This window comes from Blautia sp. AM28-27, from assembly GCF_003480905.1.
GTDB classification, from domain to species: Bacteria; Bacillota; Clostridia; order Lachnospirales; family Lachnospiraceae; genus Fusicatenibacter; species Fusicatenibacter saccharivorans.
Genome location: NZ_QUJK01000006.1, coordinates 154,105 through 176,549, shown reverse-complemented (window position 1 = coordinate 176,549; position 22,445 = coordinate 154,105). Strand labels below are relative to the sequence as shown.

Genomic DNA, 22,445 nt, shown 5'->3' with positions numbered 1-22,445 from the left:
ATGAGTTTACTCGAAATCAGCCATCTCACAACAAAATTTGAAACGCAGCAGGGAACCGTCAGCGCAGTCCGCGATGTTTCCTACCATCTGGAAGAGGGCGAGGTACTTGGTATTGTCGGCGAGTCCGGTTCCGGAAAAAGTGTCGGCATGCTGACCCTGATGGGGCTTCTGGCATCGAACGGCAGAGTGGAAGAAGGAGAGATCCTTTTCGACGGAGAAAACATTTCTCCGCCGCACACGAAGGACCGGAAAGAAAAACGGGCTTATGAAAAGAAAATGCAGCAGATCCGCGGAAACCGCATCGGCATGATTTTCCAGGATCCGATGACATTTCTGAATCCGATCCTGAAAATCGGAATTCAGATGACAGAGGGAATTCGAAAGCATCAGAATTGCTCCAAAAAAGAGGCGGAAGCGAAAGCCATTGAGCTGATGCGGCAGGTCGGAATTCCAAGTCCGGAAAAACGGCTCGATCAGTATCCGTTCGAATTTTCCGGCGGTATGAGGCAGAGAATCATCATTGCGACGGCTCTGGCGTGTGATCCGAAGCTGATTATCGCAGATGAGCCGACAACCGCACTGGATGTGACCGTACAGGCACAGATTCTGGAGCTTTTGAAAAAGCTGACGAAGGAAAAAGGAACCTCCGTTATTATGATTACCCACGACCTCGGCGTTGTCGCTTCTATGTGTGACCGGATTGCCATTATGTACGCAGGACAGATCGTAGAAGAGGGAACCGTCGATGAGATTTTCTACGAACCGCATCATCCGTACACGAAAGGTCTTCTGAACAGTATCAACAATTCGGCAAAGGATAACGACGAACCGCTCGTTCCGATTCCGGGAACACCGCCGGACCTCTTAAAGCTTCCGAAGGGCTGCGCATTTATGAGCCGCTGTCCTTACACTATGAAGATCTGTGAGGTACAGGCCTCTCCGGTGACAACCTACAGCGAGACGCACTGCTGCAGATGCTGGCTGGAATGTATGGATGAAACAAAAATCACAGTTTCCGGGGAGGAGGCGGCTGCCAATGAGTGAAAATGTACTGGAAGTAAAAAACCTGTGTAAATACTTTGATGTGAACAGAGGAATGAAGGGAGCACAGAAGGTCATTGCCGTAGATGGTATTTCCTTCGAGGTAAAAAAAGGGGAAACCTTCGGACTGGTCGGAGAATCCGGCTGTGGAAAAAGTACACTTGGCCGCACGATTTTACGGATCTATGAGCCGACAAAGGGCGAAATCGTTTTTGAGGGAGAAGATATTTCCAGGCTTTCCCGGAAAAAGATGCTTCCCTACCGGCAGAAGCTGCAGATGATCTTCCAGGATCCGTATGCATCCTTAAATCCCCGTTTTACCGTCGGTGAGATTATTGAGGAGCCGATGGTGATTCATCACATGTACGATGAAAAAAAGCGAAAAGAACGCGTGCAGGAGCTGCTGGAAACGGTTGGATTGAAACCGGACCACATCCGGAGATATCCGCATGAATTTTCCGGCGGTCAGAGACAGCGAATCGGAATTGCGAGAACGCTGGCACTCGAACCCGATTTTATCGTCTGCGACGAACCGATTTCGGCGCTCGACGTTTCCATCCAGGCACAGGTCATCAACCTTTTGGAGGATATTCAGAAAAAAGATGGCATCAGCTATCTCTTTATCGCACATGATCTTGGCATGGTAAAGCATATCAGCCACCGGATCGGTGTCATGTATCTGGGACATATGGTAGAGATCGGAGAATCCAATGATGTTTACCGCCGTCCGCTTCACCCATATTCGAAGGCACTGCTTTCTGCAGAGCCGATCCCGGATCCGAAGACCGCAAGAAGCAGAAAACGAATCCTGCTGGAAGGCGAAATCCCGAGTCCGATCCATCCGCCGAAAGGATGCCCGTTCCACACGAGGTGCCCCTACGCTATGGAAGAATGCAGCCAGGCCCGCCCGGCAACGTATGATATTGAGGGCAGGAAAGTGGCTTGCTTCTTATATTCCCCGCGGTATTTGAGACAGAGGGAGGGTCTGGCAATCGAACCGCTGCTGGCCGGAGCAAAATAGAACCATTCCGGTGCGCAGGTTCGGGAACAGAGGTTCCAGGGACCGGAGCTGTGTTTCAAACAAGCATCAGCAGCAAAAGGAGGAGAACATTATGAGGAAATTATGGAAAGCAACAGCGACACTGGCAGCGGCTGTTCTTCTGGCAGGATCCCTTGCCGGATGCGGAAGCAGCGGAGGAAGCAGCAGCTCTTCCAGCGGAGGCAAAAGCGGCAGTACTTCCGATATGATTGTAACAACGATGTATACCGAGGCCGGAAGCCTGGACAGTGCAGGAGAGAGCGGTTTATGGTGGTGGTCCTACGATGATGTGTGTATGGCGCCGATCATGGAAATGAAAGAGGACGGTTCCTGGGATTACATTCTGGCAGAAAGCGTTGATGTCAATGAGGATATGACACAGTACACCGTACATCTCCGCAGCGATGCAAAATGGAGCAACGGAGACGATGTGACAAGTGCCGATTTCAAAAACACCATTGTCCGCGCACTGGATCCGAACTGCAAGAGTGGTTATTCCTCAATGCTTTACCCGATTGCGGGAGCTGAGGAAATGTACAACGGAACCGGCGATGAGAGCGGTCTTGGCGTAGACACCAGCGATGACAAGACCATCGTATTCAACTTAAAGGAGCCGTGCGCTTACTTCGAACAGCTCTTTGTACTTCCGGTTTATATGCCGACGCATCGTGAGCTTCAGACCGAAACCAACGGCGACTGGGCAATGGGAAATGATATGGATGCGCTGGTAAGCTGCGGACCGTACTACCTCGCAGAGTATGTACCGAACCAGTACAGCGTTTATAAGAAAAATGAAAATTACGTTCAGGCAGACCGGATCAAAACCGATACGATCAAAAAAATGGTTATGGACGATACACAGTCCATCATTAATGCGTATAAATCCGGTGAGCTGAACTTTATCTCAGCAGATTATACCGTTATGGACGAGTATAAAGACAGCGATGAGCTGATTACTTCTCCATCTCAGACTAGTTATTATGTACTGTTCAATGTAAATGAAGCACCATTTGACGATGTCCGCGTCCGCCAGGCGTTCTCTATGGCAGTCAACCGCGATGAGGTAGCTTCCGCGTGCGGTTCCTCTTATGAGGCAAGTGATTTCTTCGTAGCAAAACATCTGAAATCCTCCGCAAGCGGCAAGGACTGGGCAGAGGAAGCAGAGGAAGATCCGATCGGCTTTGATCCGGACAAGGCAAAAGAGCTTCTGGCAGAGGCCGGTTACCCGGATGGAGAAGGCTTCTCGGCCATCACCTACAAATACCCGAGCCTCCAGCTCGACAGCGATATGGCACAGGCCCTGCAGGCACAGTGGAAAACAAACCTTGGCATCGAGGTGGAGCTTCAGGCAGAGGAGCAGCAGGTACAGGTAGCAGAGAGAAGATCCGGTGATTTCCAGCTTGCCCGCATGAGATGGACTGCAGACTTTACCGATCCGTTCACCTTCCTTTCCATGTACCGTTCCAACGACAGCTACAACGATAACAAGACCAATTGCCCGGAGTATGACGAACTGATGGCACAGTCGAATGAGGAAAGCGATCCGACCGCCAGATTTGAGCTGCTGCACCAGGCTGAGAGCGTACTGGTAAACGACTACTGCTTCGGCGTACCGGTACTGAACTCTTCCAATATTTATCTGGTAAGCACCGATATCACAAACTTTGAGATTGACCCGTCCAGAAACATGATCCGTACCAAATATCTGGTATTGGGAGACAGCTCTTCTGAGTCTTAAGCAAAAAATCGGAAAACGGGAAGGCTCCGCAGATGGCTTAGCAGCTGTTTCGAGGGGAGCCGTAAAACGGTAATTTTCCGGAAAAAAAACAATAGAAGCCGTGGAAACAGGAGGAAATGAATATGGAAGTAAATAAAATCATCAGCCACGCATTACAGAGTATGCCGCCGAGCAAACGTCAGAAAGCATTTGCGAAGGACACCTCAAAACTGATCCATATGGGATTAAACGAAAACAATTACGGAATGTCACCGAAGGCAGTGGCGGCACTGGAGGACTCCATGGCGGGAAGCCATTTTTATCCTGACTTTGCGGCAGTACTGCTGAAACAGAAGGTGGCAGAACAGTACGGATTAAAAGCAGAAAATGTACTGACCGGAGCCGGATCGAGTGCGATGATCGATATGATCGGACTGACCTTTCTGGACGAGGGAGATGAGGTACTGTTTTCCGCTCCGACCTACGGGGCATTTGCCGACATGGCGTATTTAAATGGCGGTGTGCCGGTTTCCGTACCGGTAACCGAGGAGCAGAAATTTAATCTGCCTGCCATGAAAGAAAAAATCGGTGAAAAAACAAAAATTGTGGTGATCTGCAATCCGAATAACCCGACCGGAACGTATGTGCCGATCGGGGAGCTGGAGGCATTCGCAGATACCCTTCCGGAGGACGTGCTGCTGGTGATGGATGAGGCATACATGGAGTTTGCTACCGAGCCGGACTGCTGCAGTATGGTTGATTATATGAAAGCGCATCCGGAAAAACCGATTCTGGTTCTCCGCACCTTTTCCAAATATTATGCGATGGCAGGCCTTCGTGTCGGCTATGCGCTGGGATCCGAAGAGCTGATTGGAATCATGCGGAAATGTTCCGCTTCCTGGAACCTGAATGTCTGTGCCCAGAAAGCGGCAGTGGCAGGCCTGGCAGACCAGGAATATTATCAGGAGCAGAAAGCCAAAATCGTGGAGGGAAGAGAATATCTGGAAAAAGAGATGGCAGCGCTTGGCTGCAGGGTTTATCCGTCCCAGTCGAATTTCATCTACTTCGATACCGGAAAAGATCCTGCCTGGATTCAGGAACAGCTGATGGAAAAGGGCATCCGTATCGGCGCTTTTGAGATGAGCCGTGTGAGCGTGGGAACGATGGAAGAATGTCAGCTGTTTCTTCAGTACCTGAAAGAGATTCTGGAAACGGCAAAGGAATAAAAAGCCGGTCGGATGCGGCATGGCATGAAGAGAGACTCTGAATGGTTACAGAGACCGTACAGAGAAAGAAACAGTACCTAAAAAAGAGAGAAGAGACCGGGTTTTCATAGTGAAAAATCCGGTCTCTTCTCTCTTCTTTTGCAGGAATGACAAAAATACAGAGAAAAAACAATCTTTCGGAAATTAAGGCTTGCCATTCGATGAAAATTGGAATATTATATGTGCAAACGCCTATAGATGAAAAACGATGTTACACATCCTGAAAGGGGAAAAAAGATATGCTTTTTAAAACATACCAGAAGATTACGACTTTATTTAAACAACATCATGGCTATATGAGCTTTTCAGACCTCCGCGATCATCAGGTGACCGTACTGCAGCTTGCAGAAATGGAAGAGGAAGGAAGTCTTGAACGTTTTGCACGCGGATGGTATTGGTGCAAAGAGTGCGGCTATGAAAAGCCAAAAGACTATCAATATATAGAAATTGCAAAGGTAAACCCGCGCGCGGTGATCTGTATGGACAGCGCTGCATGGCTTGCCGGAATGCTGGAAAAAGAGCCGGAAACCATTGCGGTTGCCACATCCCGCACAGACCGGAAAAAGATGGAGCTGGAAAATTTTGAAATCAGACGTTTTTATTTCCAAAATGCAGGTCTTCCGGGCGAAATCTGTGAGAAAGAAACAGAGTTCGGATCTTACCGCTATTATGCACCGAAAAGAACCTTCTGCGACTGTCTCCGCATGAACAACAAAATGCCGGAAGAGGTAAAAGAAGAAATCTTAACCTGGTGTCGGAAACAGAATTATCCGAAGGAAGAGATCCTTGCCTATGCAAACAAGCTTCGCGCTGTAAAAAATATTGAGGAAGAGTACCGGGAATAAGAAAAAGGATACGAAACCGCAAAGAGGCTCCCGCCGGAAAACCACCAAATGGATTCCGGCGGGAGTTTTTGTTTTTTTGCTCAGATACAACTTATGACGGATCGGAAGAAAAGGAAGCGAGCTCGGCGAGCAGCAGATCATAATAATGTTCAGCATAGCGGCAGAGATAATCGGGCGCGCCCTGATACGAACCGGTCTCTAAAAAGGAAGCTGCTGCGCAGGTGCGGCAGATCGGCCGGAAACGGCATTGCCGGCATTTTGTGCTAAGCGAAAGATTCCGGGCTTTTGCGGAAACCGTTTCCCAGGCTGCCAAAAAGCCGAGATCAAAGACCGGCGCCGACAGCTCTGAAAGCATCACACAGGGGAAAAGCCGGCCCTGCCAGTTGATAAAGAAGGAGCAGTTCCCGGCAAGACAGGAAATGTGGCCGTCCCCCCGCGGGAAAGCCGGGTCGCTGACACGACGGACGGATTCCCGGACATATTGCCGGAAAATATCGGCGTCCAGCTGCAGCTTCAGCGCCTGAAAGGCCAGCGCGGCAGCGTCCCCTGGGTGCAGGCGTACCTGCGCATCGAAGGGGAGGGAGCGTTCCCGGACGGCGGGCATCATATAGTGATCGGCGTGAACAGGGACACCGAGCTCTTTTCCGAGGGCAAAAATCCTGGAAAAATCCTGCGGATTCTTTTTGGTTACAGAGCAGCTGATCTTCACATCCACGTTTCGCGCGCGGAGCAGCCGGACTGCGCGAAGGGTCTGATCGAAGCCCTGCGGAAAATGACACAGACGGTCGTAGGAAGCGGCATCGGCACCATAGAGCGTGATGTTGATGCGGCGCGGCGGGTATGTGGCAAAAAAATCAGCCCAGGCTTCGTCCAGCAGAGTTCCGTTTGTATTGATAGTAAGAATCATGCCCAGATTTCGAAGCCTGCGATACAGCGTTTTAAAATCCGGAAAGAGCAGCGGCTCCCCACCGGTCAGAAGAAGAAAAACGGTACCGGCCTTCTGCATCTGTTCTGCAAGGCGAACCCATTCCTCCACCGTGCGAAGCCGTCCCTGCCGTTCCATTTCTGAACGGGACAGACGGACATAGCACATGTCGCAGTTCATATTGCAAAGCGGCAGAAGCTCAAGCGCGCCGGTAACGGGAATGTGCTTCTGGCGGGCTTTCTGGAGAAGGGAATGCTCAAAGGTCGAAGCGTCGTCCATATAGTTCATAAAAATTCCTCCGAAAAAACAAAAACCGGTCCAGAGGACCAGGGATGAACTGAATCAAGCAAGTAGCGAAGCGGATTGCGAATATCCGCTTTGCCTGGGAACAGAAAGAAAAGGATCGAAACGGTTGGTTCGATCCTTTTACAGTCGTTTGAAAAAATATGATGTTGTGGGAACAATCAGGATTTTGCGGTCGCCCAGGAATTCATGTTTAATTCGATGGTTGCATGTCCGTTATTATTGTTTGGACCGCGCCATACAATGACTCCTTCGTTAGGATCCTGCCGTCTGTTATGATTGTAATCAACAAATCCATCGTAAAAGTCACTTGTTACACTGGCTTCGTGTTTAGCATCGCATGGGTGATAGAAGAGACCTAACAATTCTGCAGATCCATGGCCAGTGTATTCTCCATTAATTTTACCATCACCCTCAGGATAATAATACAACGGTCCTCCAGGAGCATCACAGGTAAATTTATAAACCATTCCGCTTTCACAAGCCGCCACATACTCATTTGCAACAAATTCCTGAACCTCAATGACAGGTTCCATCCACTCTTTTCTCATAATGAAACAACCTCCTCTAATAATTGATATTTTAAAGTATCATGCACAAAGTTTAATACGGAATCTTGAATTTTTTTCTCCGGAGCCTCATACTCTTCTGCAGCCTGTGCAACGACCTCCGAAATGGTATGCGGCTGCAAAAATGTATTCCAGAGGAATACGGCGGTATCGTTTGGAACCATTACAGCATTCGAAATCTGAGACGCTGCCCCGACGGGAATGATCGCGTATTCTCCTGCGATTTCACGCAGCAGATAATCGGCGCTGACACGATATTTCTTTTCTCTTATCGTTTGTAACAGATCCGACCGGGTCGGAGAAGCCATTGGTTCCATCAAAACCTCCTCTTGCAAAGTGCCGTGCCTTTTCGGGCGAACACCATTTCTGCCGTCAAACCGGTAAAATAGGAGAAAGCGCGCAGAAATGCAATTACAGTTATCATTACAAGTAATTATAAGAGAAAAAGGTGGAAAAGTCAAGGAAAAGCAGGAAAGAAAAGGAAGTAAAAAAATTACAAGTTACATTACATAACAGGAGTAAACAATTGACTGAGCATCTTTTTTTTGCTATCATAAATGCGGAAAAAGGGATCGTGACACGATGTGTGGAAAATGGAAGATCACAGAGAAAAAAGAGGAGTTTTTATGGAAAAAACATTTCAGACAGGAAGCTTTTCCTTCCGGCTGCGCTTTCCGGAGGAGCTGGTCCTTCCGGCGGATATGGAAAAGTTTGCGGTGGAAAAGGAGTCGACAGACTATACCTATACCATTACTATTGTCGATATACTTCCGGAGGCGGAGGGTGAGTTACTTGTAAACCGGGTCGATTTGCAGGTGTTTCGTAACGGGGAAGGGCTGGAGAGCCGCCTGATCGGTGTGAAAGGAGAAGAGCGTCCCTATGCACTGTATCGTGAGACGGCACAAAAGCATGCACAGGTGTTTGTCGGGAGATGGTATCTGGATGGAGTTGCAAAATATGAGGTTGTATTTCTGTCTCTTCTTGCACTGGAACGCCGCCTGTCGGAGCGGCCATGCCTGATTCTGCACTGTGCATACCTGGAGTATCAGGGGAAGGCCATGCTCTTTTCAGCACCATCTGGAACGGGCAAAACTACGCAGGCGGGCCTTTGGGAGCAGTACCGGGGAAGCCGCACCGTAAACGGTGATAAGGCATTGCTTGAATACGATGGCAAAATGTGGACAGCAAACGGCTGGCCGGTCTGCGGAACGTCGGAGGTCTGCGAAAACAAAAAACTGCCAGTCGGATGCATCGTGATGCTGAGCCAGGCGAAGCTGAACCAGGCGTGGCGGCTTCGCCCGGCAGAGGCATTTACAAACCTGTACGGACAGATCACCATGAACCGCTGGGACAGGGAGGGAATGGTGCACAGTCTCGACCTTCTCGAACAGCTTGCTGGAAAAGTTCCGGTGTATCATCTGGCGTGCGACATTTCAGAAGATGCGGTGAAAACGCTGGAGCAGGAGATCGGGGCCGGTTCGTTCGAAAGTGAAACATATGCAGCTGCACTGCACAAAAACATGATTCAGAAAAGGGAGAAACATGCATGAAAATGATGGATACACGTGCCTATGTCGGAATGCTGAAAGAACTTGTAGAGCAGGGCAGAGAAGTGCGTATGGTGATTTCCGGGAGCAGCATGGCGCCGTTTCTGATTCATGGACGCGACAGTATTTTCTTCCGAGCGCCGGAGCGGGAACTTTGGAAAGGTGATATCGTATTTTACGAGCGGCCGGGCGGACAGTTTGTCGTGCATCGGATCTGCCGCGTTCATGCAGACGGTTATGACATAATCGGGGATGCACAGACGGAAATCGAGCATCATGTGCAACGGAAGCAGATCTTTGCACGGGTGACAAAAGTGGAGCGAAAAGGAAAAATACTTGTACCGGGAACGTTCTGGTGGGAGTTTTTTGCACAGGTCTGGATTCGCATCATCCCGCTTCGCCCGATTCTGATGCATGGATATGCCCGGTTATTCGGTGTGGATAAAAAGAAAAATGATGCGTGCAGAGAAAATGAAAGGAAAAGAAGATGATTACAGAAACAGAAACCGCATTCCTTGCGGTGATTTGTGCGTTTTTGACAGAAGAAAAAGCATCGCCGGCGGAAATTCAGGCGCTGACAGAAAAACAATGGAATCATCTGTTTGTCCTCGCGGCACAGCATTCGCTGCTGTCAGCGGTCTACGATGTTGTGGGCAAAACACCGGAATTTGCAGAGCTTTCGGACGAGCTTCGCAGACAGGTAAAAACGCAGGCGATGCAGAGTATTTTGCAGCAGGTTTCGCGTACAGCGCGGTTTCTTTCCGATGAAAAGGAGCTGACGCAGCTGGGCGTGCAGCCGCTGGTGATGAAAGGAATTGTGTGCAGAAATCTCTATCCGAAGCCGGATCTGCGCCCGTCCGGGGATGAGGATCTGCTGATTCCGGAAAAGGATTTTGCAGCAGTGGATGCCTATTTTATGCGGAAGGGCTTTGTGCGGGACAAAGAAACCGCAATGCCGGATGGCATCAAAGACGGTGATGTCCCGGAAGAGATGGGCTATATTCATCCGAAAACAGGAGCCTTTTATGAAATACATACCAGGCTGTTCAGCACAGAATCCTCTGCCTATAGTTATCTGAATCGTGCATTTTCCGATGTTTTTGCGCATCCATCCAAAGTGGAAGTGCGGGGGCAGAGCATCTTTACCTTAGAAGAAACGCATCATCTTTTCTATCTTCTCTGTCACAGCTTCAAGCACTTTCTTCACGGCGGCGTCGGGATCCGTCAGATCTGTGACATGGTACAGATGATTCGTGTATATGGAAGAAAAATAGACTGGGAAATGTTCTGGCAGCTGTGCGAAGAGTATCATATGACGTGCTTCTGTATCAATCTGCTGGATATCGGCGAGCGGTATCTGGGCTTTTCTTATGAAGCAAGTGGGGCAGTCCGTGCCGCAAAGAAGCTTCACCCGGATTCCGAAGCGCTTCTGATCGATATTCTCGATGCCGGTTCGTTCGGAAAATCGAGCGCGGGGCGGATCCACAGCGCAAACATTACCCTGTATGCGGCAGAGAACGGGGCGGAAAAGCACACGGCGGGGGGAATCTGGAAATCGCTGGTTCCGGAAGCTTCCTATATGAAAAACAAGTATCCCTATGCGGCGAGGTATCCGTTTCTGCTTCCGGCTGCATATGTGCAGCGGATCCTGAAATGGCTGGGACAGGGAGAAAAAGAACAGAAATCGAGCATTGAAGTGGGCGCGGGACGTGTCGAGCTGCTGAAAAAATACGATATGATCCGCACCGCAGACTGGAAAAAGAGAGGAGACGCGCATGCAGGAAGAATCCAAAGAGAAAAGTAAAGACGCTTCCTTTGAGTCTCTCCGTATCCTGTCGGAGCGATGGAAAAACGGAACGTTCTCGGAAATCATCGATGACTGGAAATGGATTTTTGGCTACAGCGCGCGCTATAAGGGTGCGATTGTTTTTTATACGATTCTCGGTATCTTAAGCACTTCGCTTGGGCTTGTCGGCAGCGTGGCAGGAAAATACCTGATCGATATCATTACCGGATACCAGATACAGAAGCTCCCGCTGCTGCTTTGCATCATGATCGGAAGCACCGTGTTCAGTCTTGGATTTGAGAGTGTCATCAACCGTATTTCAACGAAGCTTGGCATCGCGATCAACAACGACATCCAGGCGGATATTTTCGACAAAATCGTCGATGCGGACTGGCTGGAAATCAGCAAATACGCAAACGGTGACGTACTCAACCGGTTTAACGGCGACATTGGAACGGTCAGCGGCAACGCAATCAGCTGGCTCCCGACGATTATCATTGCCGTGTATCGGTTTATTGCCACCTTCTTCGTGATCCTGCATTATGACTGGGTCATGGCGCTGATTGCCTTTTTAAGCGCACCGTTTCTGCTTCTGATGTCCCGTTTTATGATCCGCCGTCAGCGGGAATACAGCAAAAAAGTGCGCGAGATGAGCAGCAACCTGATGAGCTTTGAGGTAGAAGCATTCTACAATTTTGATACCATCAAATCGTTTGGCATTGCGCCGTATTACAGCAAAAAGATGCGCTGGTGGCAGGGACTTTTCAAAGACATCAGCCTAAAATATAATCTGTTTACGATTAAAACCAATATCGTAATGTCTATTCTCGGGAGTGCGGTGGAGTTTACGGCGTTCGGATACTGCCTGTTCCGTCTGTGGACGCACGACATTACCTATGGAACCATGACACTGTTCCTGCAGCAGCGGAGTAACCTTTCCGGCGCATTTGGAAACGTGATTTCGATTATTCCGTCCTTCCTCAACAGCTCCGTCTCGGCGCACCGGATCCGTGAGCTCGTAGAGCTGCCAAAAGAAGTCCATATCCCGGAGAGTGCCGCGCTTGATCCGCTGGCAAAGGATGGTTTCCGGGTACAGATGCACGGGGTAGAATTTTCCTATATAGAAGGAAACAAAGTAATCACCAGATCGGAGTTTCAGGCCGCCCCCGGCGAGATTGTAGCGTTGGTTGGCCCGTCCGGCGAGGGAAAAACAACGATGATTCGCCTGATTCTCGGCCTTATCCGCCCGCAGGAGGGGGAAACCGTGATCATTGCCTCAAACGGAAAAACGGTTCCCATGAACGCCGAAACGCGTCATCTCTTCGCCTATGTTCCACAGGGAAATACGATCCTTTCCGGCACAATCGCCGAAAATATGCGCATGGTAAAAGAGGATGCGACCGACGAGGAGATCATTGAAGCGCTCAAAATCTCCTGCGCCTGGGATTTTGTTCAGCATCTGCCGGACACCATCAACAGCCGCGTCGGGGAACGTGGCCGCGGTTTCTCCGAAGGTCAGTCCCAGCGGCTTGCTATCGCCCGCGCCGTTCTCCGTGATGCTCCGGTGCTGCTTCTAGATGAAGCCACCTCGGCACTGGATGTCACGACGGAACGAAACGTCCTCCGAAACATCATCCGTCAGCGTCCCAACAAAACCTGTATCGTTACGACGCACCGTCCGAGTGTCCTCAGCCTCTGCCAGAGAGTTTACCGTGTCATGAATGGAACCGTGACCGAACTCGATGGGGCAGAAGGGGCAAAGATGGTGGAAGATTTTTGACAGAAAAAAGACACAAAAAAGACACAAAGGTCGGAAGAGTGATACTTCAAAGTCAAATCAGTTATAGAGTTGCAAGTCAAAATCCTGCTATAATACAACCATCAAAGGTCACACAACACGATACGTGAAAAGGAGAAAAAGTATGAAGAAAAAAGTGTTAGCAGGCATTCTTGCGGCAACCATGGCATTTTCCATGGCAGCATGCGGAAGCACAGGATCCAGTTCTGATTCCGGTTCCTCCGCAGCTTCCGGAAGTACGGCAAAGACAGAGGAAAAAGGCGAGCCGTACACCGTAACTATGGTACTGCAGGGAACTACACAGCCGGATGAAGAAAGAATCGAAGAAAAAATCAACGAAATTCTGGAGCCGGAGCTGAACGCAAAGCTCGATATCGTTGTTCTTCCATGGGCAAGCGCAACACAGCAGTTACAGCTGATGCTTTCCGGCGATGAGAAAATCGATCTTCTGTACACAAATGCATCAACAGCCGTACAGTATATGCATTCCGGACAGATCATGAATATGTCTGAACTGATTGATAAATATGGAACGAATCTGAAGGATGTTTTTGGCGAGGATATTGCAAAAACCAATCAGATTGATGGATTTGTCTATGGCGTTCCGAACCAGATCGAGCGAGGAAGTATCCCGGCAATCTTCATGAGAAAAGACCTGGTAGAGAAATACAACATCAATACCGATGATATCAAAGAACCACAGGATATGGAGAAAGTATTTGAAACCGTACAGGCAGGCGAGCCTGACATGACCATGTTGTACTCCATCAACGAAGGTGATACCCCACTGACCCGTCTGTTCCGTGGCGATGGACTTGGTGATTCTAATTTCTGCGGCGTTCTGATGGATCAGGCAAACAGCACAACCGTAGAAAACTTCTTTGCAACTGACTGGTTCAAAGACACCACAACAATGCTGTATGACTGGTATCAGAAAGGCTATATCAGCAAGGATGCCGGAACAAACACAGAAAACTGGAGAACCGTATGCAAAGCAGGAAACCTGTTCTCCCTGTTCTTCTCCTATCATCCAGGTACCCCGGTTGAGTTCCAGAGCTCCACTGGATATGATTTTGAAATCGTACCATTCTATGATGAGCCAATGATTAATTCTTCCTCCTATAGCGGAATTATCTTCTCTGTAGCACAGAATTCCGAAAACCCGGAAAAAGCAATGCAGGTTCTCGATTACATCTACGGCAGCCCGGAGATCATGAACCTTCTGAACTGGGGCGAAGAGGGAACCGACTACGTAGTAGAAGATGAAGAAAACGGAATCATCAACTACCCGGACGGTGTAACAGCAGACAACGTAGGCTACAGCTTTAACTGTGGATGGGAGCTTCCGAACCAGTTCATCGCATACAAATGGGATGGATCTGACCCGCAGCTCTGGGATAAAATGCAGGAGTTCAACGCTTCCGGTATCGAGTCGAAAGCACTTGGATTTATCTTTGATAACAGCGAATATACCAATCAGGTATCGGCTCTGTCTAACGTTGTAAAACAGTACAGCGGAGCACTTTACAGCGGTTCCGGTGATCCGGAAGAACTGATTCCACAGTTCCTGGAAGCACTGGACGATGCGGGAATCAATGATGTTATTGCTGCAAAGCAGGAGCAGCTGGATGCATTTCTTGCAGACAAATAGGCACCATGATTTGTAAAAAGAACACGACCGGGGCAAAAGAAAATCCGGTGTGATACAGTAACCGAAGGCTCCACTCTTACCAGAAAAGATGTGGAGCTTTCTCTGTGAAAGAACCTGAAAAAACAGCCCTCATAAAAGGAGACACGCTTTATGAAAAAAGCAGAGGTTAAAAAAGAGAAAAAGAAAAACGTGCTGAAGGAATACTGGCCGCTTTATCTGATGATGCTTCCGGCACTTCTGTATCTGCTGATCAACAACTACATCCCGATGGCAGGTATGGTGATTGCGTTTAAAAAACTGAACTTTGCAAAAGGTATCTGGGCAAGCCCGTGGGCAGGACTTGACAACTTCAAATTCCTGTTTTCCTCGAAGGATGCATGGATCATTACAAGAAATACGCTGCTGTATAACGTTGCATTTATTCTTGTAAACATGGTAGTCGGAATTGCCATTGCGATTCTGATTACGGAGGTAAGAAATACAAAGCTCAAAAAAGTGTACCAGAGTGCAATTCTTCTTCCGTTCCTGATGTCCATGGTTATCTTAAGCTACATCGTATATGCGCTTCTGAGTGCGGAAAATGGTCTTGTCAACAATTCGATCCTTCCGTTCTTCCATATTGACCCGATCCAGTGGTACCAGAAACCGAAATACTGGCCGGCGATCCTGATCATCGCGAACTGCTGGAAGGGCGTAGGATACGGATGCCTGATTTATATCGCATCGCTGATCGGTATTGATCCTTCCTTCTATGAGGCTGCCAGACTGGACGGTGCAAGCAAATGGCAGGAGATCACAAAAATCACACTGCCGAGTCTCGTTCCGACCATCATTACCCTGCTGCTTCTCAGCATCGGAAGAATTTTCTATTCCGATTTCGGTCTGTTCTATCAGGTACCGATGAACTCCGGTGTTCTGTTCCCGACCACAAACGTTATCGATACCTACGTATACCGTGCCCTGATTGAACAGGGAAATATCAGTATGTCATCTGCAGCCGGTGTATACCAGTCTCTGGTAGGCTTCTGTGTCGTAATGTTGAGCAACTGGATTGTCCGCAAAGTAGACAAAGACCAGGCATTATTCTAGGAGGATGGAAGTATGACAAATTCAAAAAAAGCAAAACGTTTCCAGTTCTGGATTAATGTAGTACTCATTCTGATTACCTTATCCATTGTACTGCCGTTTGTACTCGTATTTATTTCCTCGCTGACCGATGAAAACACACTGATCCGCAACGGATATTCGTTCTTCCCGGAGAAATTCAGCTTCTATGCTTACTCCTATATCATCCGCCAGGGCGAGAAAATTCTGAGAGCATACGGAATCACCATTTTTGTAACCATCGTCGGTACCGCTGCAAATATTGCGATGTCCTCTCTTCTGGCGTATCCGCTTTCGGTTAAAAAACTGCCGTACCGCAGAGCAATTACCTTTTTCGTATTCTTTACGATGCTGTTCAACGGCGGACTGGTGCCGACCTACCTGATGTATGTAAATTATCTTCATATCAAAAACACGATCTGGGCATTGATTGTTCCAGGCTTCCTGTTAAGCGCAAACAACGTGCTGATGATCCGAAGCTACTTTAACACCAGTATCCCGGACGCGCTGTTCGAGGCGGCCAAAATCGATGGCGCAGGACACATGAAGATTTTCACCAGCATCACACTGCCGCTTGGAAAACCGATTCTGGTAACCATGGGACTGTTTTCCGCACTTGGCTATTGGAATGACTGGACAAATGGTTTATACTATTTATCAGGAAATGACGGTCAGAAGCTTTACAGTATCCAGAACCTGCTGAATCAGATGATCACCGATATTCAGTACCTGGCAAGTGGAAAAGTAACCGGAAATATCGGTGCCGAGGTGGCAAAGCTGCCGACAACCTCGATCCGTATGGCAATCGCATTTATCGCCATGCTGCCGCTGTTTATCATCTATCCGTTCCTTCAGAAATACTTCGCAGAAGGTATCACACTTGGCGCGGTAAAAGGATGATTCACATGCGGAAATGAAAAAAGAGAAACACGTTTGTGTTTCCGGCATACAGCAGAAAAACAGTACAGACTCATGAAAACATGAGGTGTGCTGTTTTTCTGCTGTATTATCATAGTCAGTAAAAAAGATTCGTTCGCAAAAACAAACATGGAAAGATTCCGAGCGTACCGGAACAGAAAAAAAGGAGGAAACTTCATGCGTATTTCAAAACAGACGAAAAAAACAACACTGGCGCAGCAGGGGCGTTATCTTTTGATCTGCATGCTGAGTATGCTGCTGCTTTTTCTGGCTGGGAGCGTGCTTATTCTGAACCGGACGCAGCGGCAGGTATATGAGCAGCTGGAAGAGATTTCAAAGCTGTATACGGATGAGCTGGACAACCGTTTTTTTCGAATCAGCCGAAACCTGTTCTCGACTGTAATGGACAGCTCCAACCCGGATTCTGCTTTCTGGAAATACATGGATCTGATGGAGAAGGATCAGTATGAGGAATATGTCATCACACAGCTGCGAAGGAACTATGTATCTGCAGCGTGGGATTTTGGAACGGATTACAATGTTTTTCTCTATACGCAGAAGGATGAGAGCTTATATCAGCTGAGCATTTCCTCCGACGGGCGTTATTCCATTGATCCGTATCTGCAGGAAGCGCTGAAGCGCCGGATCAGGAGTCTGTCCCAGCAGACGTATGCAGTCAAGAAAAAATGGACCGTGATACGCCAGGGCAATGAGGTTTATATGCTCAAGGTAGCACAGAGTCAGGGCGTCGGATTCGGCTGCTACGTCAATCTGAAGACAATTCTGGAGCCGTTCTCTGAACTGTCTCTTGGAAAGAGCGGCTATGTCAGTCTCGTTGACCAGAACGGGAAAAGCATCGGAACACTGACGGAAAAAGGAATTGTAACGGACAATTCGAAAATTAATACCGACAATTACACCTTCCGGCAGGAACTTTCGCAGGCGCCGTTTGAAATCCGGATTAAAATCTCCTGGACGGGAGTCTTAAATCTGATGACGGGAAGTGTGTTTGCCCTTCTTGGCGTTGCTTTTCTGATGGTGATTGCCGGTTCCGTGCTGTTGTTCCACCTGGAAACAAAAATCCTGAAGCCGGTCGGTATGTTTACGGAAAATCTTCAGAAATATGACAATGGGGACCTCACCTATCAGATGTCGGAAGGAAACCTGGTAGAGCTGGAGCAGATTGACGATAAATTCCGAAACATGATTCATCAGATCCGACGTCTGAAGATCACGCTGTATGAGCAGGAGCTGGAAAAACAGAAAATCGAGATGGATTACCTCAAAATCCAGATTCGTCCGCATTTTTACATGAACTGTCTGAACTTTATTTACAGCATGATTGACTTCGGACAGTACGACCATGCAAAGTCGATGAGCCGTATTACGTCCGATTATCTCGCCTATATTTTCCGCAATACAAGCGAGATGGTGCCGGTGACGGCGGAGACGAACCACTGCGAAAATTACCTCAAAATTCTGCTGCTGCGCTATCCGGAAAAATTCACCTATTATTTTGAAGTCCATGAAGAAGTGAAAGACGCGGTAATCTTCCCGTTTCTGATTCAGGTGTTTGTAGAGAATGCGGCAAAACATGCCCTGACGCTGGAGACGGTTCCGCTGATTTCCGTGACGGTTTACCCGGAGGACCGCGGCGAAGAAAAGTATGTCAACATTTATATTTCGGACACCGGAAACGGCTTCCCGGAGGAGACGCTGCAAAGGCTGAAAGCAGGGGAAGATATTTCCGAGCATGGAAAGCATATCGGGATTGAAAACTGCCTGAAACGATTCCGTTATTATTATGGTGATACAGGAGAGATTCATTTCGATAACAGCCCGCTCGGCGGAGCGATTGTAGATATCCATATTCCATACAAGACAGGGGGAGAAGAACATGAAACTATTGCTCGTGGATGATGAAGAGTACGTGATTGAAAGTATCAAAAGAAATCTCGATCTTACAGAGACCGGGGTGAGCGAGGTGTACACTGCGTTTTCCGTACAGCAGGCGAAGAACATCATGGGAATGGTGGATATTGATATTGTAATCAGCGATATCGTGATGCCGGGCGGAACGGGATTCGATTTTGTGGAGTGGGTCAGGAAAGAGGAGCTGAAGGTCCAGGTCATCTTCCTGACAAGCTATGCGGAGTTTGACTATGCCAGAAGAGCGATACAGCTGAACAGTGTCGATTATCTGCTGAAGCCCATTGATTTTGAAAAGCTGAAGGCGGCCGTGCAGCGTGCGGCGGAATCTGTTGCGAAAGAAAAGAAAATACAGGATCTCAGGCAGGAAAGCATCAAGTGGAATCAGAACAGAAAAATTCTGCAGCAGGATATCTGGAAAAATGTGCTGAAAAGCGGCTTCTCCGAGGAAAAATTCTGCGAAACGGCAGCACAGCGCCAGCTTTCATACGGACCGGGACACTATTTCCGGCTGATTTGTCTGATGCCGGAAATAAAGAGCAATAAGCGGGAAATGTGGGATACGGCGACCATGGAATTTGTGATCGAAAATGTGCTGTCGGAACTGTATGAGGAAACGGACATTGCGGTAGATACTGTTTTTTATCAGGAACCGGGCATCTACTGGATTGTTACGCAGTCAAGGGAAAAAGCATTCCCGCAGGACGGCGGGCGGGACTGTGAAATTCTGCAGCAATTTGTTGCGTGGATGAATGAAAAAATCTATCCGGAGCTGTGGTGCGGCGCCGGGCAGTGGGAATCTGTACTGGGGATGCAAAAGCAGAGCCGGAATCTTCAGAAAATGCGGGAGGGAAGCCTTTCCGTGCGGAACGAGGTGCTGTTTCTGAATGAATTTCAGGCTCCGCAGACCAGCTACGAAAATAAGGAGCTGGATGTGTGGAAAACTCTGCTTTCGGAGGAAAAACCGGAGGAGCTGCTGGAGCGGCTGCAGAAATACCTTGACCGGACGGAACGGGAAGGAATGATTACCAGAGAATTTCTGGTAGCGCTCCGTACCGATCTGACCCAGGTGGTGTATGCATGGCTTTCGGAACGGGAGATCAAGGCGTACGCGCTGTTTGCAGATGCGGACATGGAAAACCTGCATCGGAATTCCCTTTATGGCAGAGAAGAGATGATGGAATATGCCGGGGTACTGGTTCGGAAAGCAGTTCAGTACAGACAGTACATCAACAAATCAGATTCGGTTACGAGTCAGGTATGCGCTTATATCGATGCACATTACCGGGAGGAGATTCACCGGGAGGAGCTTGGGGAGCTTGTCTTTTTGAATACGGATTATCTGTCCCGGATTTTTAAAAAAGAAAAGGGTATTTCGATCAGTAATTATATCATCCAAAAGCGGGTGGAGGAGGCAAAAAAGCTTCTGACACAGAGCACGCTGCCGATCAATACGGTGTCGCTGTATGTGGGGTACAGCAATTTCTCGTACTTTACGAAGATGTTTAAGGACAATACGGGATACGCACCGCTGGAATACCGAAGAAGCTTTGGAGAGCAATAGCGGAACAGCAGTAAACAGGTCAGAATAGTGAAAGAAAAAGGTCAGATCAGGGAATATTTTTTTCGGATCAGATGTGGTAAAATTTCAGTATAAAATTCAGAAAAATAACGGAAAAACGGTATTTTTCTGACGTTTTAGGGGTTTCTGAAAAAGCAGATACAGCAAAAACGAGGTATGGAGGAGAAAAAATGACCGAGCAGAAATTAAAAGAGCTTCTGGCCGACATGACGCTGGAAGAAAAAGTAAACCAGATGAGCCAGGTGGTGGGTGCCTTTTTCAATAAAGATATGGACATCACGGCGATGGGACCGATGGCAGATAAAGGCTTTACGCCGGAAAATGTAGCGCTTTCCGGTTCCATCCTGGGTTCCATGGGCGCAGAAACATTAAAGAAAATCCAGAAGGATTTTGTGGAGCAGCACCCGCATCACATCCCGATGCTGTTCATGCTGGATGTCATCAACGGCTTCAAGACTATTTTCCCGATTCCGCTGGGACAGGGCGCAACGTTTGAACCGGAGCTCTCCGAAAAGTGTGCGGCAGTTGCTGCAAAAGAGGCAGCCGTTTCCGGCCTTCACGTAACCTTCGCACCGATGACCGACCTGGTCCGCGATGCAAGATGGGGCCGTGTCATGGAGTCTACCGGTGAGGATCCGTATCTGAACGGTCTGTTCTGTGCCGGAATGGTGCGCGGATTCCAGGGAGACGATCTGAAGGAGCCGTACAAGATTGCTTCCTGCGTGAAACATTTTGCAGGCTATGGCGCTCCGACAGCGGGAAGAGACTACAACACCGTAGAGCTTTCCGAGCATACCTTCCGTGACTTCTATCTGCCATCCTATAAAGCCGGCATCGATGCAGGAGCAGCGATGGTAATGACTTCCTTCAACACGGTAAACGGTGTTCCGGCAACCGGAAACAAGAAACTGATGCGCGGCATTCTGCGTGACGAGATGGGATTTGACGGCGTTCTGATTTCCGACTGGGCGGCAATCGAGGAGATTATTTACCACGGCTACTGCGCAGACCGTGAGGAGGCAGCTGTCCGCTCCGCCGAGGCAGGCGTTGACATTGATATGATGACCGGTATTTACTGCGAAAACCTGTGCCGTCTTGTAAGAGAGGGCAAGATTTCCGAGGATCTGATCAATGAGTCCTGCATGCGTATTCTGGAACTGAAAAACAAACTGGGACTGTTTGAAAATCCGTATAAAGACGCAGATGAGACGAAAGAAAAAGAGGTCATTCTCTGCAAAGAGCACCGCGCCCTGGCAAGAGAAGCCGCAAGAAAATCGTTTGTCCTGCTGAAAAACGAAGAGAAAATCCTGCCGCTTGGCAAGGAGAAGAAGATTGCCTGGGTCGGACCGTATGTCCACAGCAGAAACCTGATGGGCGCCTGGTCCTTTATCGGAGATGCAAAGGATGTGACAAATCTGGAAGAGGCCGTAAAAGCGCAGGCAGATACGACAAACATGAGCTTCCATGCAGGCTCTCCGATGCTTGGCTCCGACATCCGCCTGGAGGGCTTCGGCGAGGCGATGGAGCAGTCCCATACACCGGAGGAAGAGGAGGCAATGCTTCTTGAGGCTGTAAACGCAGCAAAGGAGGCCGAGGTTGTCGTTCTTGCGATCGGTGAGGACCGTCTGCAGTCCGGCGAGGCAACCAGTAACGCGAACATCCGCATTCCGGAAATCCAGCAGAGACTGCTTGAGCGCGTTTCAGAAGTCAATGAAAACGTTGTCGTTGTTCTCTTCAACGGTCGTCCGCTCGACCTGCGCGATGTCGTATCGAAAGCAAAAGCCGTTCTTGAAGTATGGATGCCGGGTACCGAGGGTGCCAATGCAATCGCAGACGTTGTTTTCGGTGCATACGCTCCAAGCGGCAAGCTGACCATGAGCTTCCCGTACTCTGTAGGCCAGGTGCCGGTTCACTACAACGAGTATTCCACCGGAAGACCGCATGTGCCGGGCAAGGACAAAGACCGTTTCCGTTCCAAATACCTCGACATCCCGAACGCACCACTGTTCCCGTTCGGATATGGCCTTGGCTACACCAGCTTTGCAATTTCAGATGTGAAACTGGACAAGGCAGAGCTTGGCATGGAAGATGAGATTAAAGCCTCCGTAACCGTGAAAAACACCGGCGATACAAAGGGAACCGAGACCGTACAGCTTTACATCCACGACGTAGCCGCATCCGTGGTACGCCCGGTGAAAGAGCTGAAAGATTTCTGCAAGGTAACCCTTCAGCCGGGAGAAGAAACCGAAGTCATCTTCAAAATCACAGAAGAAGAGCTTCGCTTCCTGACAGAAAATGAGCGTGTAGAAAGTGAAAACGGTGCTTTCGAAGTCTTCATCGGAAGCGACAGCACGACAGAGAATAAGGCAGAATTTGTGCTGAAAAAATAAGAAGCAATACTGGGATGTAGCGTAAGCGGAATCAAG

At 48.8% G+C, this 22,445-nt stretch carries 18 protein-coding genes; 15 read left to right on the top strand and 3 right to left on the bottom strand.

Going from position 1 to position 22,445, the window contains the following annotated elements:
* From DW743_RS10670 to DW743_RS10650, 5 genes are all read left to right on the top strand, one after another.
* Positions 1–1,044, top strand: a complete 1,044-nt coding sequence (locus tag DW743_RS10670; RefSeq protein WP_117761474.1) for an ABC transporter ATP-binding protein — start codon at positions 1–3, stop codon at positions 1,042–1,044.
* A complete protein-coding gene (locus DW743_RS10665; protein ID WP_117761473.1) occupies positions 1,037–2,062 on the top strand; it encodes an ABC transporter ATP-binding protein in 1,026 nt (341 codons plus the stop codon). The genes DW743_RS10670 and DW743_RS10665 overlap by 8 nt, the downstream gene beginning before the upstream one ends.
* A 91-nt stretch (positions 2,063–2,153) precedes the next feature.
* Positions 2,154–3,818, top strand: coding sequence for a peptide ABC transporter substrate-binding protein (locus DW743_RS10660; RefSeq protein ID WP_117761472.1), 1,665 nt, complete (start codon positions 2,154–2,156; stop codon positions 3,816–3,818).
* A 122-nt stretch (positions 3,819–3,940) separates the two neighbouring features.
* On the top strand, positions 3,941–5,023 hold the full coding sequence (hisC, locus tag DW743_RS10655) for a histidinol-phosphate transaminase (RefSeq protein WP_158565853.1): 1,083 nt from the start codon (positions 3,941–3,943) through the stop codon (positions 5,021–5,023).
* 278 nt (positions 5,024–5,301) lie between these two features.
* Entirely contained in the window at positions 5,302–5,907 is a 606-nt protein-coding gene (locus DW743_RS10650; RefSeq protein ID WP_117761470.1) for a type IV toxin-antitoxin system AbiEi family antitoxin domain-containing protein, read from the top strand.
* Between the two features lie 91 nt (positions 5,908–5,998).
* On the opposite strand, the gene DW743_RS10645 is transcribed toward DW743_RS10650, so the two are convergent.
* The 3 genes from DW743_RS10645 to DW743_RS10635 all read right to left on the bottom strand — a co-directional run bounded on the left by DW743_RS10645 (position 5,999) and on the right by DW743_RS10635 (position 8,021).
* On the bottom strand, positions 5,999–7,120 hold the full coding sequence (locus tag DW743_RS10645; protein WP_117761469.1) for a radical SAM/SPASM domain-containing protein: 1,122 nt from the start codon (positions 7,118–7,120) through the stop codon (positions 5,999–6,001).
* 176 nt (positions 7,121–7,296) lie between these two features.
* Entirely contained in the window at positions 7,297–7,686 is a 390-nt protein-coding gene (locus DW743_RS10640; protein WP_117761468.1) for a hypothetical protein, read from the bottom strand.
* Positions 7,683–8,021, bottom strand: a complete 339-nt coding sequence (locus DW743_RS10635; protein ID WP_117761467.1) for a PqqD family protein — start codon at positions 8,019–8,021, stop codon at positions 7,683–7,685. Before DW743_RS10635 ends, DW743_RS10640 begins: the two co-directional genes overlap by 4 nt.
* Positions 8,022–8,330: 309 nt before the next feature.
* Between DW743_RS10635 and DW743_RS10630 the strand changes: the two genes are divergently transcribed.
* The 10 genes from DW743_RS10630 to bglX all read left to right on the top strand — a co-directional run bounded on the left by DW743_RS10630 (position 8,331) and on the right by bglX (position 22,409).
* The gene (locus DW743_RS10630) at positions 8,331–9,254 is read left to right on the top strand and encodes a hypothetical protein (protein ID WP_117761466.1); all 924 of its coding nucleotides are present in this window, start codon (positions 8,331–8,333) and stop codon (positions 9,252–9,254) included.
* Positions 9,251–9,742, top strand: a complete 492-nt coding sequence (locus DW743_RS10625) for a S24/S26 family peptidase (protein WP_117761465.1) — start codon at positions 9,251–9,253, stop codon at positions 9,740–9,742. Before DW743_RS10630 ends, DW743_RS10625 begins: the two co-directional genes overlap by 4 nt.
* A complete protein-coding gene (locus DW743_RS10620) occupies positions 9,739–11,055 on the top strand; it encodes a nucleotidyltransferase domain-containing protein (RefSeq protein ID WP_117761464.1) in 1,317 nt (438 codons plus the stop codon). Before DW743_RS10625 ends, DW743_RS10620 begins: the two co-directional genes overlap by 4 nt.
* The gene (locus DW743_RS10615; RefSeq protein WP_117761463.1) at positions 11,027–12,817 is read left to right on the top strand and encodes an ABC transporter ATP-binding protein; all 1,791 of its coding nucleotides are present in this window, start codon (positions 11,027–11,029) and stop codon (positions 12,815–12,817) included. The genes DW743_RS10620 and DW743_RS10615 overlap by 29 nt, the downstream gene beginning before the upstream one ends.
* Before the next feature lie 142 nt (positions 12,818–12,959).
* The gene (locus tag DW743_RS10610) at positions 12,960–14,486 is read left to right on the top strand and encodes an ABC transporter substrate-binding protein (RefSeq protein ID WP_117761462.1); all 1,527 of its coding nucleotides are present in this window, start codon (positions 12,960–12,962) and stop codon (positions 14,484–14,486) included.
* A gap of 150 nt (positions 14,487–14,636) precedes the next feature.
* A complete protein-coding gene (locus tag DW743_RS10605; RefSeq protein ID WP_117761461.1) occupies positions 14,637–15,575 on the top strand; it encodes an ABC transporter permease in 939 nt (312 codons plus the stop codon).
* A gap of 12 nt (positions 15,576–15,587) precedes the next feature.
* On the top strand, positions 15,588–16,490 hold the full coding sequence (locus DW743_RS10600; RefSeq protein ID WP_117510373.1) for a carbohydrate ABC transporter permease: 903 nt from the start codon (positions 15,588–15,590) through the stop codon (positions 16,488–16,490).
* 195 nt (positions 16,491–16,685) lie between these two features.
* Positions 16,686–18,428 carry a sensor histidine kinase gene (locus DW743_RS10595; protein WP_117761478.1) on the top strand — a complete coding sequence of 581 codons (1,743 nt, stop codon included), beginning with the start codon at positions 16,686–16,688 and terminating at the stop codon, positions 18,426–18,428.
* Positions 18,406–20,001, top strand: coding sequence for a response regulator transcription factor (locus DW743_RS10590; protein ID WP_117761460.1), 1,596 nt, complete (start codon positions 18,406–18,408; stop codon positions 19,999–20,001). The genes DW743_RS10595 and DW743_RS10590 overlap by 23 nt, the downstream gene beginning before the upstream one ends.
* A 188-nt stretch (positions 20,002–20,189) precedes the next feature.
* Positions 20,190–22,409 (top strand): beta-glucosidase BglX, encoded by a 2,220-nt coding sequence (gene bglX, locus DW743_RS10585; RefSeq protein WP_117761459.1) that lies wholly within the window; start codon positions 20,190–20,192, stop codon positions 22,407–22,409.
* Positions 22,410–22,445 lie beyond the last annotated feature (36 nt).

Excerpts from the sequence above, each read along its gene's own strand:
- DW743_RS10670 (WP_117761474.1), top strand. The coding sequence starts at position 1 with ATGAGTTTACTCGAAATCAGCCATCTCACAACAAAATTTGAAACGCAG.
- DW743_RS10665 (WP_117761473.1), top strand. The coding sequence starts at position 1,037 with ATGAGTGAAAATGTACTGGAAGTAAAAAACCTGTGTAAATACTTTGAT.
- DW743_RS10660 (WP_117761472.1), top strand. The coding sequence starts at position 2,154 with ATGAGGAAATTATGGAAAGCAACAGCGACACTGGCAGCGGCTGTTCTT.
- hisC (WP_158565853.1), top strand. The coding sequence starts at position 3,941 with ATGGAAGTAAATAAAATCATCAGCCACGCATTACAGAGTATGCCGCCG.
- DW743_RS10650 (WP_117761470.1), top strand. The coding sequence starts at position 5,302 with ATGCTTTTTAAAACATACCAGAAGATTACGACTTTATTTAAACAACAT.
- DW743_RS10645 (WP_117761469.1), bottom strand. The coding sequence starts at position 7,120 with ATGAACTATATGGACGACGCTTCGACCTTTGAGCATTCCCTTCTCCAG.
- DW743_RS10640 (WP_117761468.1), bottom strand. The coding sequence starts at position 7,686 with ATGAGAAAAGAGTGGATGGAACCTGTCATTGAGGTTCAGGAATTTGTT.
- DW743_RS10635 (WP_117761467.1), bottom strand. The coding sequence starts at position 8,021 with ATGGAACCAATGGCTTCTCCGACCCGGTCGGATCTGTTACAAACGATA.
- DW743_RS10630 (WP_117761466.1), top strand. The coding sequence starts at position 8,331 with ATGGAAAAAACATTTCAGACAGGAAGCTTTTCCTTCCGGCTGCGCTTT.
- DW743_RS10625 (WP_117761465.1), top strand. The coding sequence starts at position 9,251 with ATGAAAATGATGGATACACGTGCCTATGTCGGAATGCTGAAAGAACTT.
- DW743_RS10620 (WP_117761464.1), top strand. The coding sequence starts at position 9,739 with ATGATTACAGAAACAGAAACCGCATTCCTTGCGGTGATTTGTGCGTTT.
- DW743_RS10615 (WP_117761463.1), top strand. The coding sequence starts at position 11,027 with ATGCAGGAAGAATCCAAAGAGAAAAGTAAAGACGCTTCCTTTGAGTCT.
- DW743_RS10610 (WP_117761462.1), top strand. The coding sequence starts at position 12,960 with ATGAAGAAAAAAGTGTTAGCAGGCATTCTTGCGGCAACCATGGCATTT.
- DW743_RS10605 (WP_117761461.1), top strand. The coding sequence starts at position 14,637 with ATGAAAAAAGCAGAGGTTAAAAAAGAGAAAAAGAAAAACGTGCTGAAG.
- DW743_RS10600 (WP_117510373.1), top strand. The coding sequence starts at position 15,588 with ATGACAAATTCAAAAAAAGCAAAACGTTTCCAGTTCTGGATTAATGTA.
- DW743_RS10595 (WP_117761478.1), top strand. The coding sequence starts at position 16,686 with ATGCGTATTTCAAAACAGACGAAAAAAACAACACTGGCGCAGCAGGGG.
- DW743_RS10590 (WP_117761460.1), top strand. The coding sequence starts at position 18,406 with ATGAAACTATTGCTCGTGGATGATGAAGAGTACGTGATTGAAAGTATC.
- bglX (WP_117761459.1), top strand. The coding sequence starts at position 20,190 with ATGACCGAGCAGAAATTAAAAGAGCTTCTGGCCGACATGACGCTGGAA.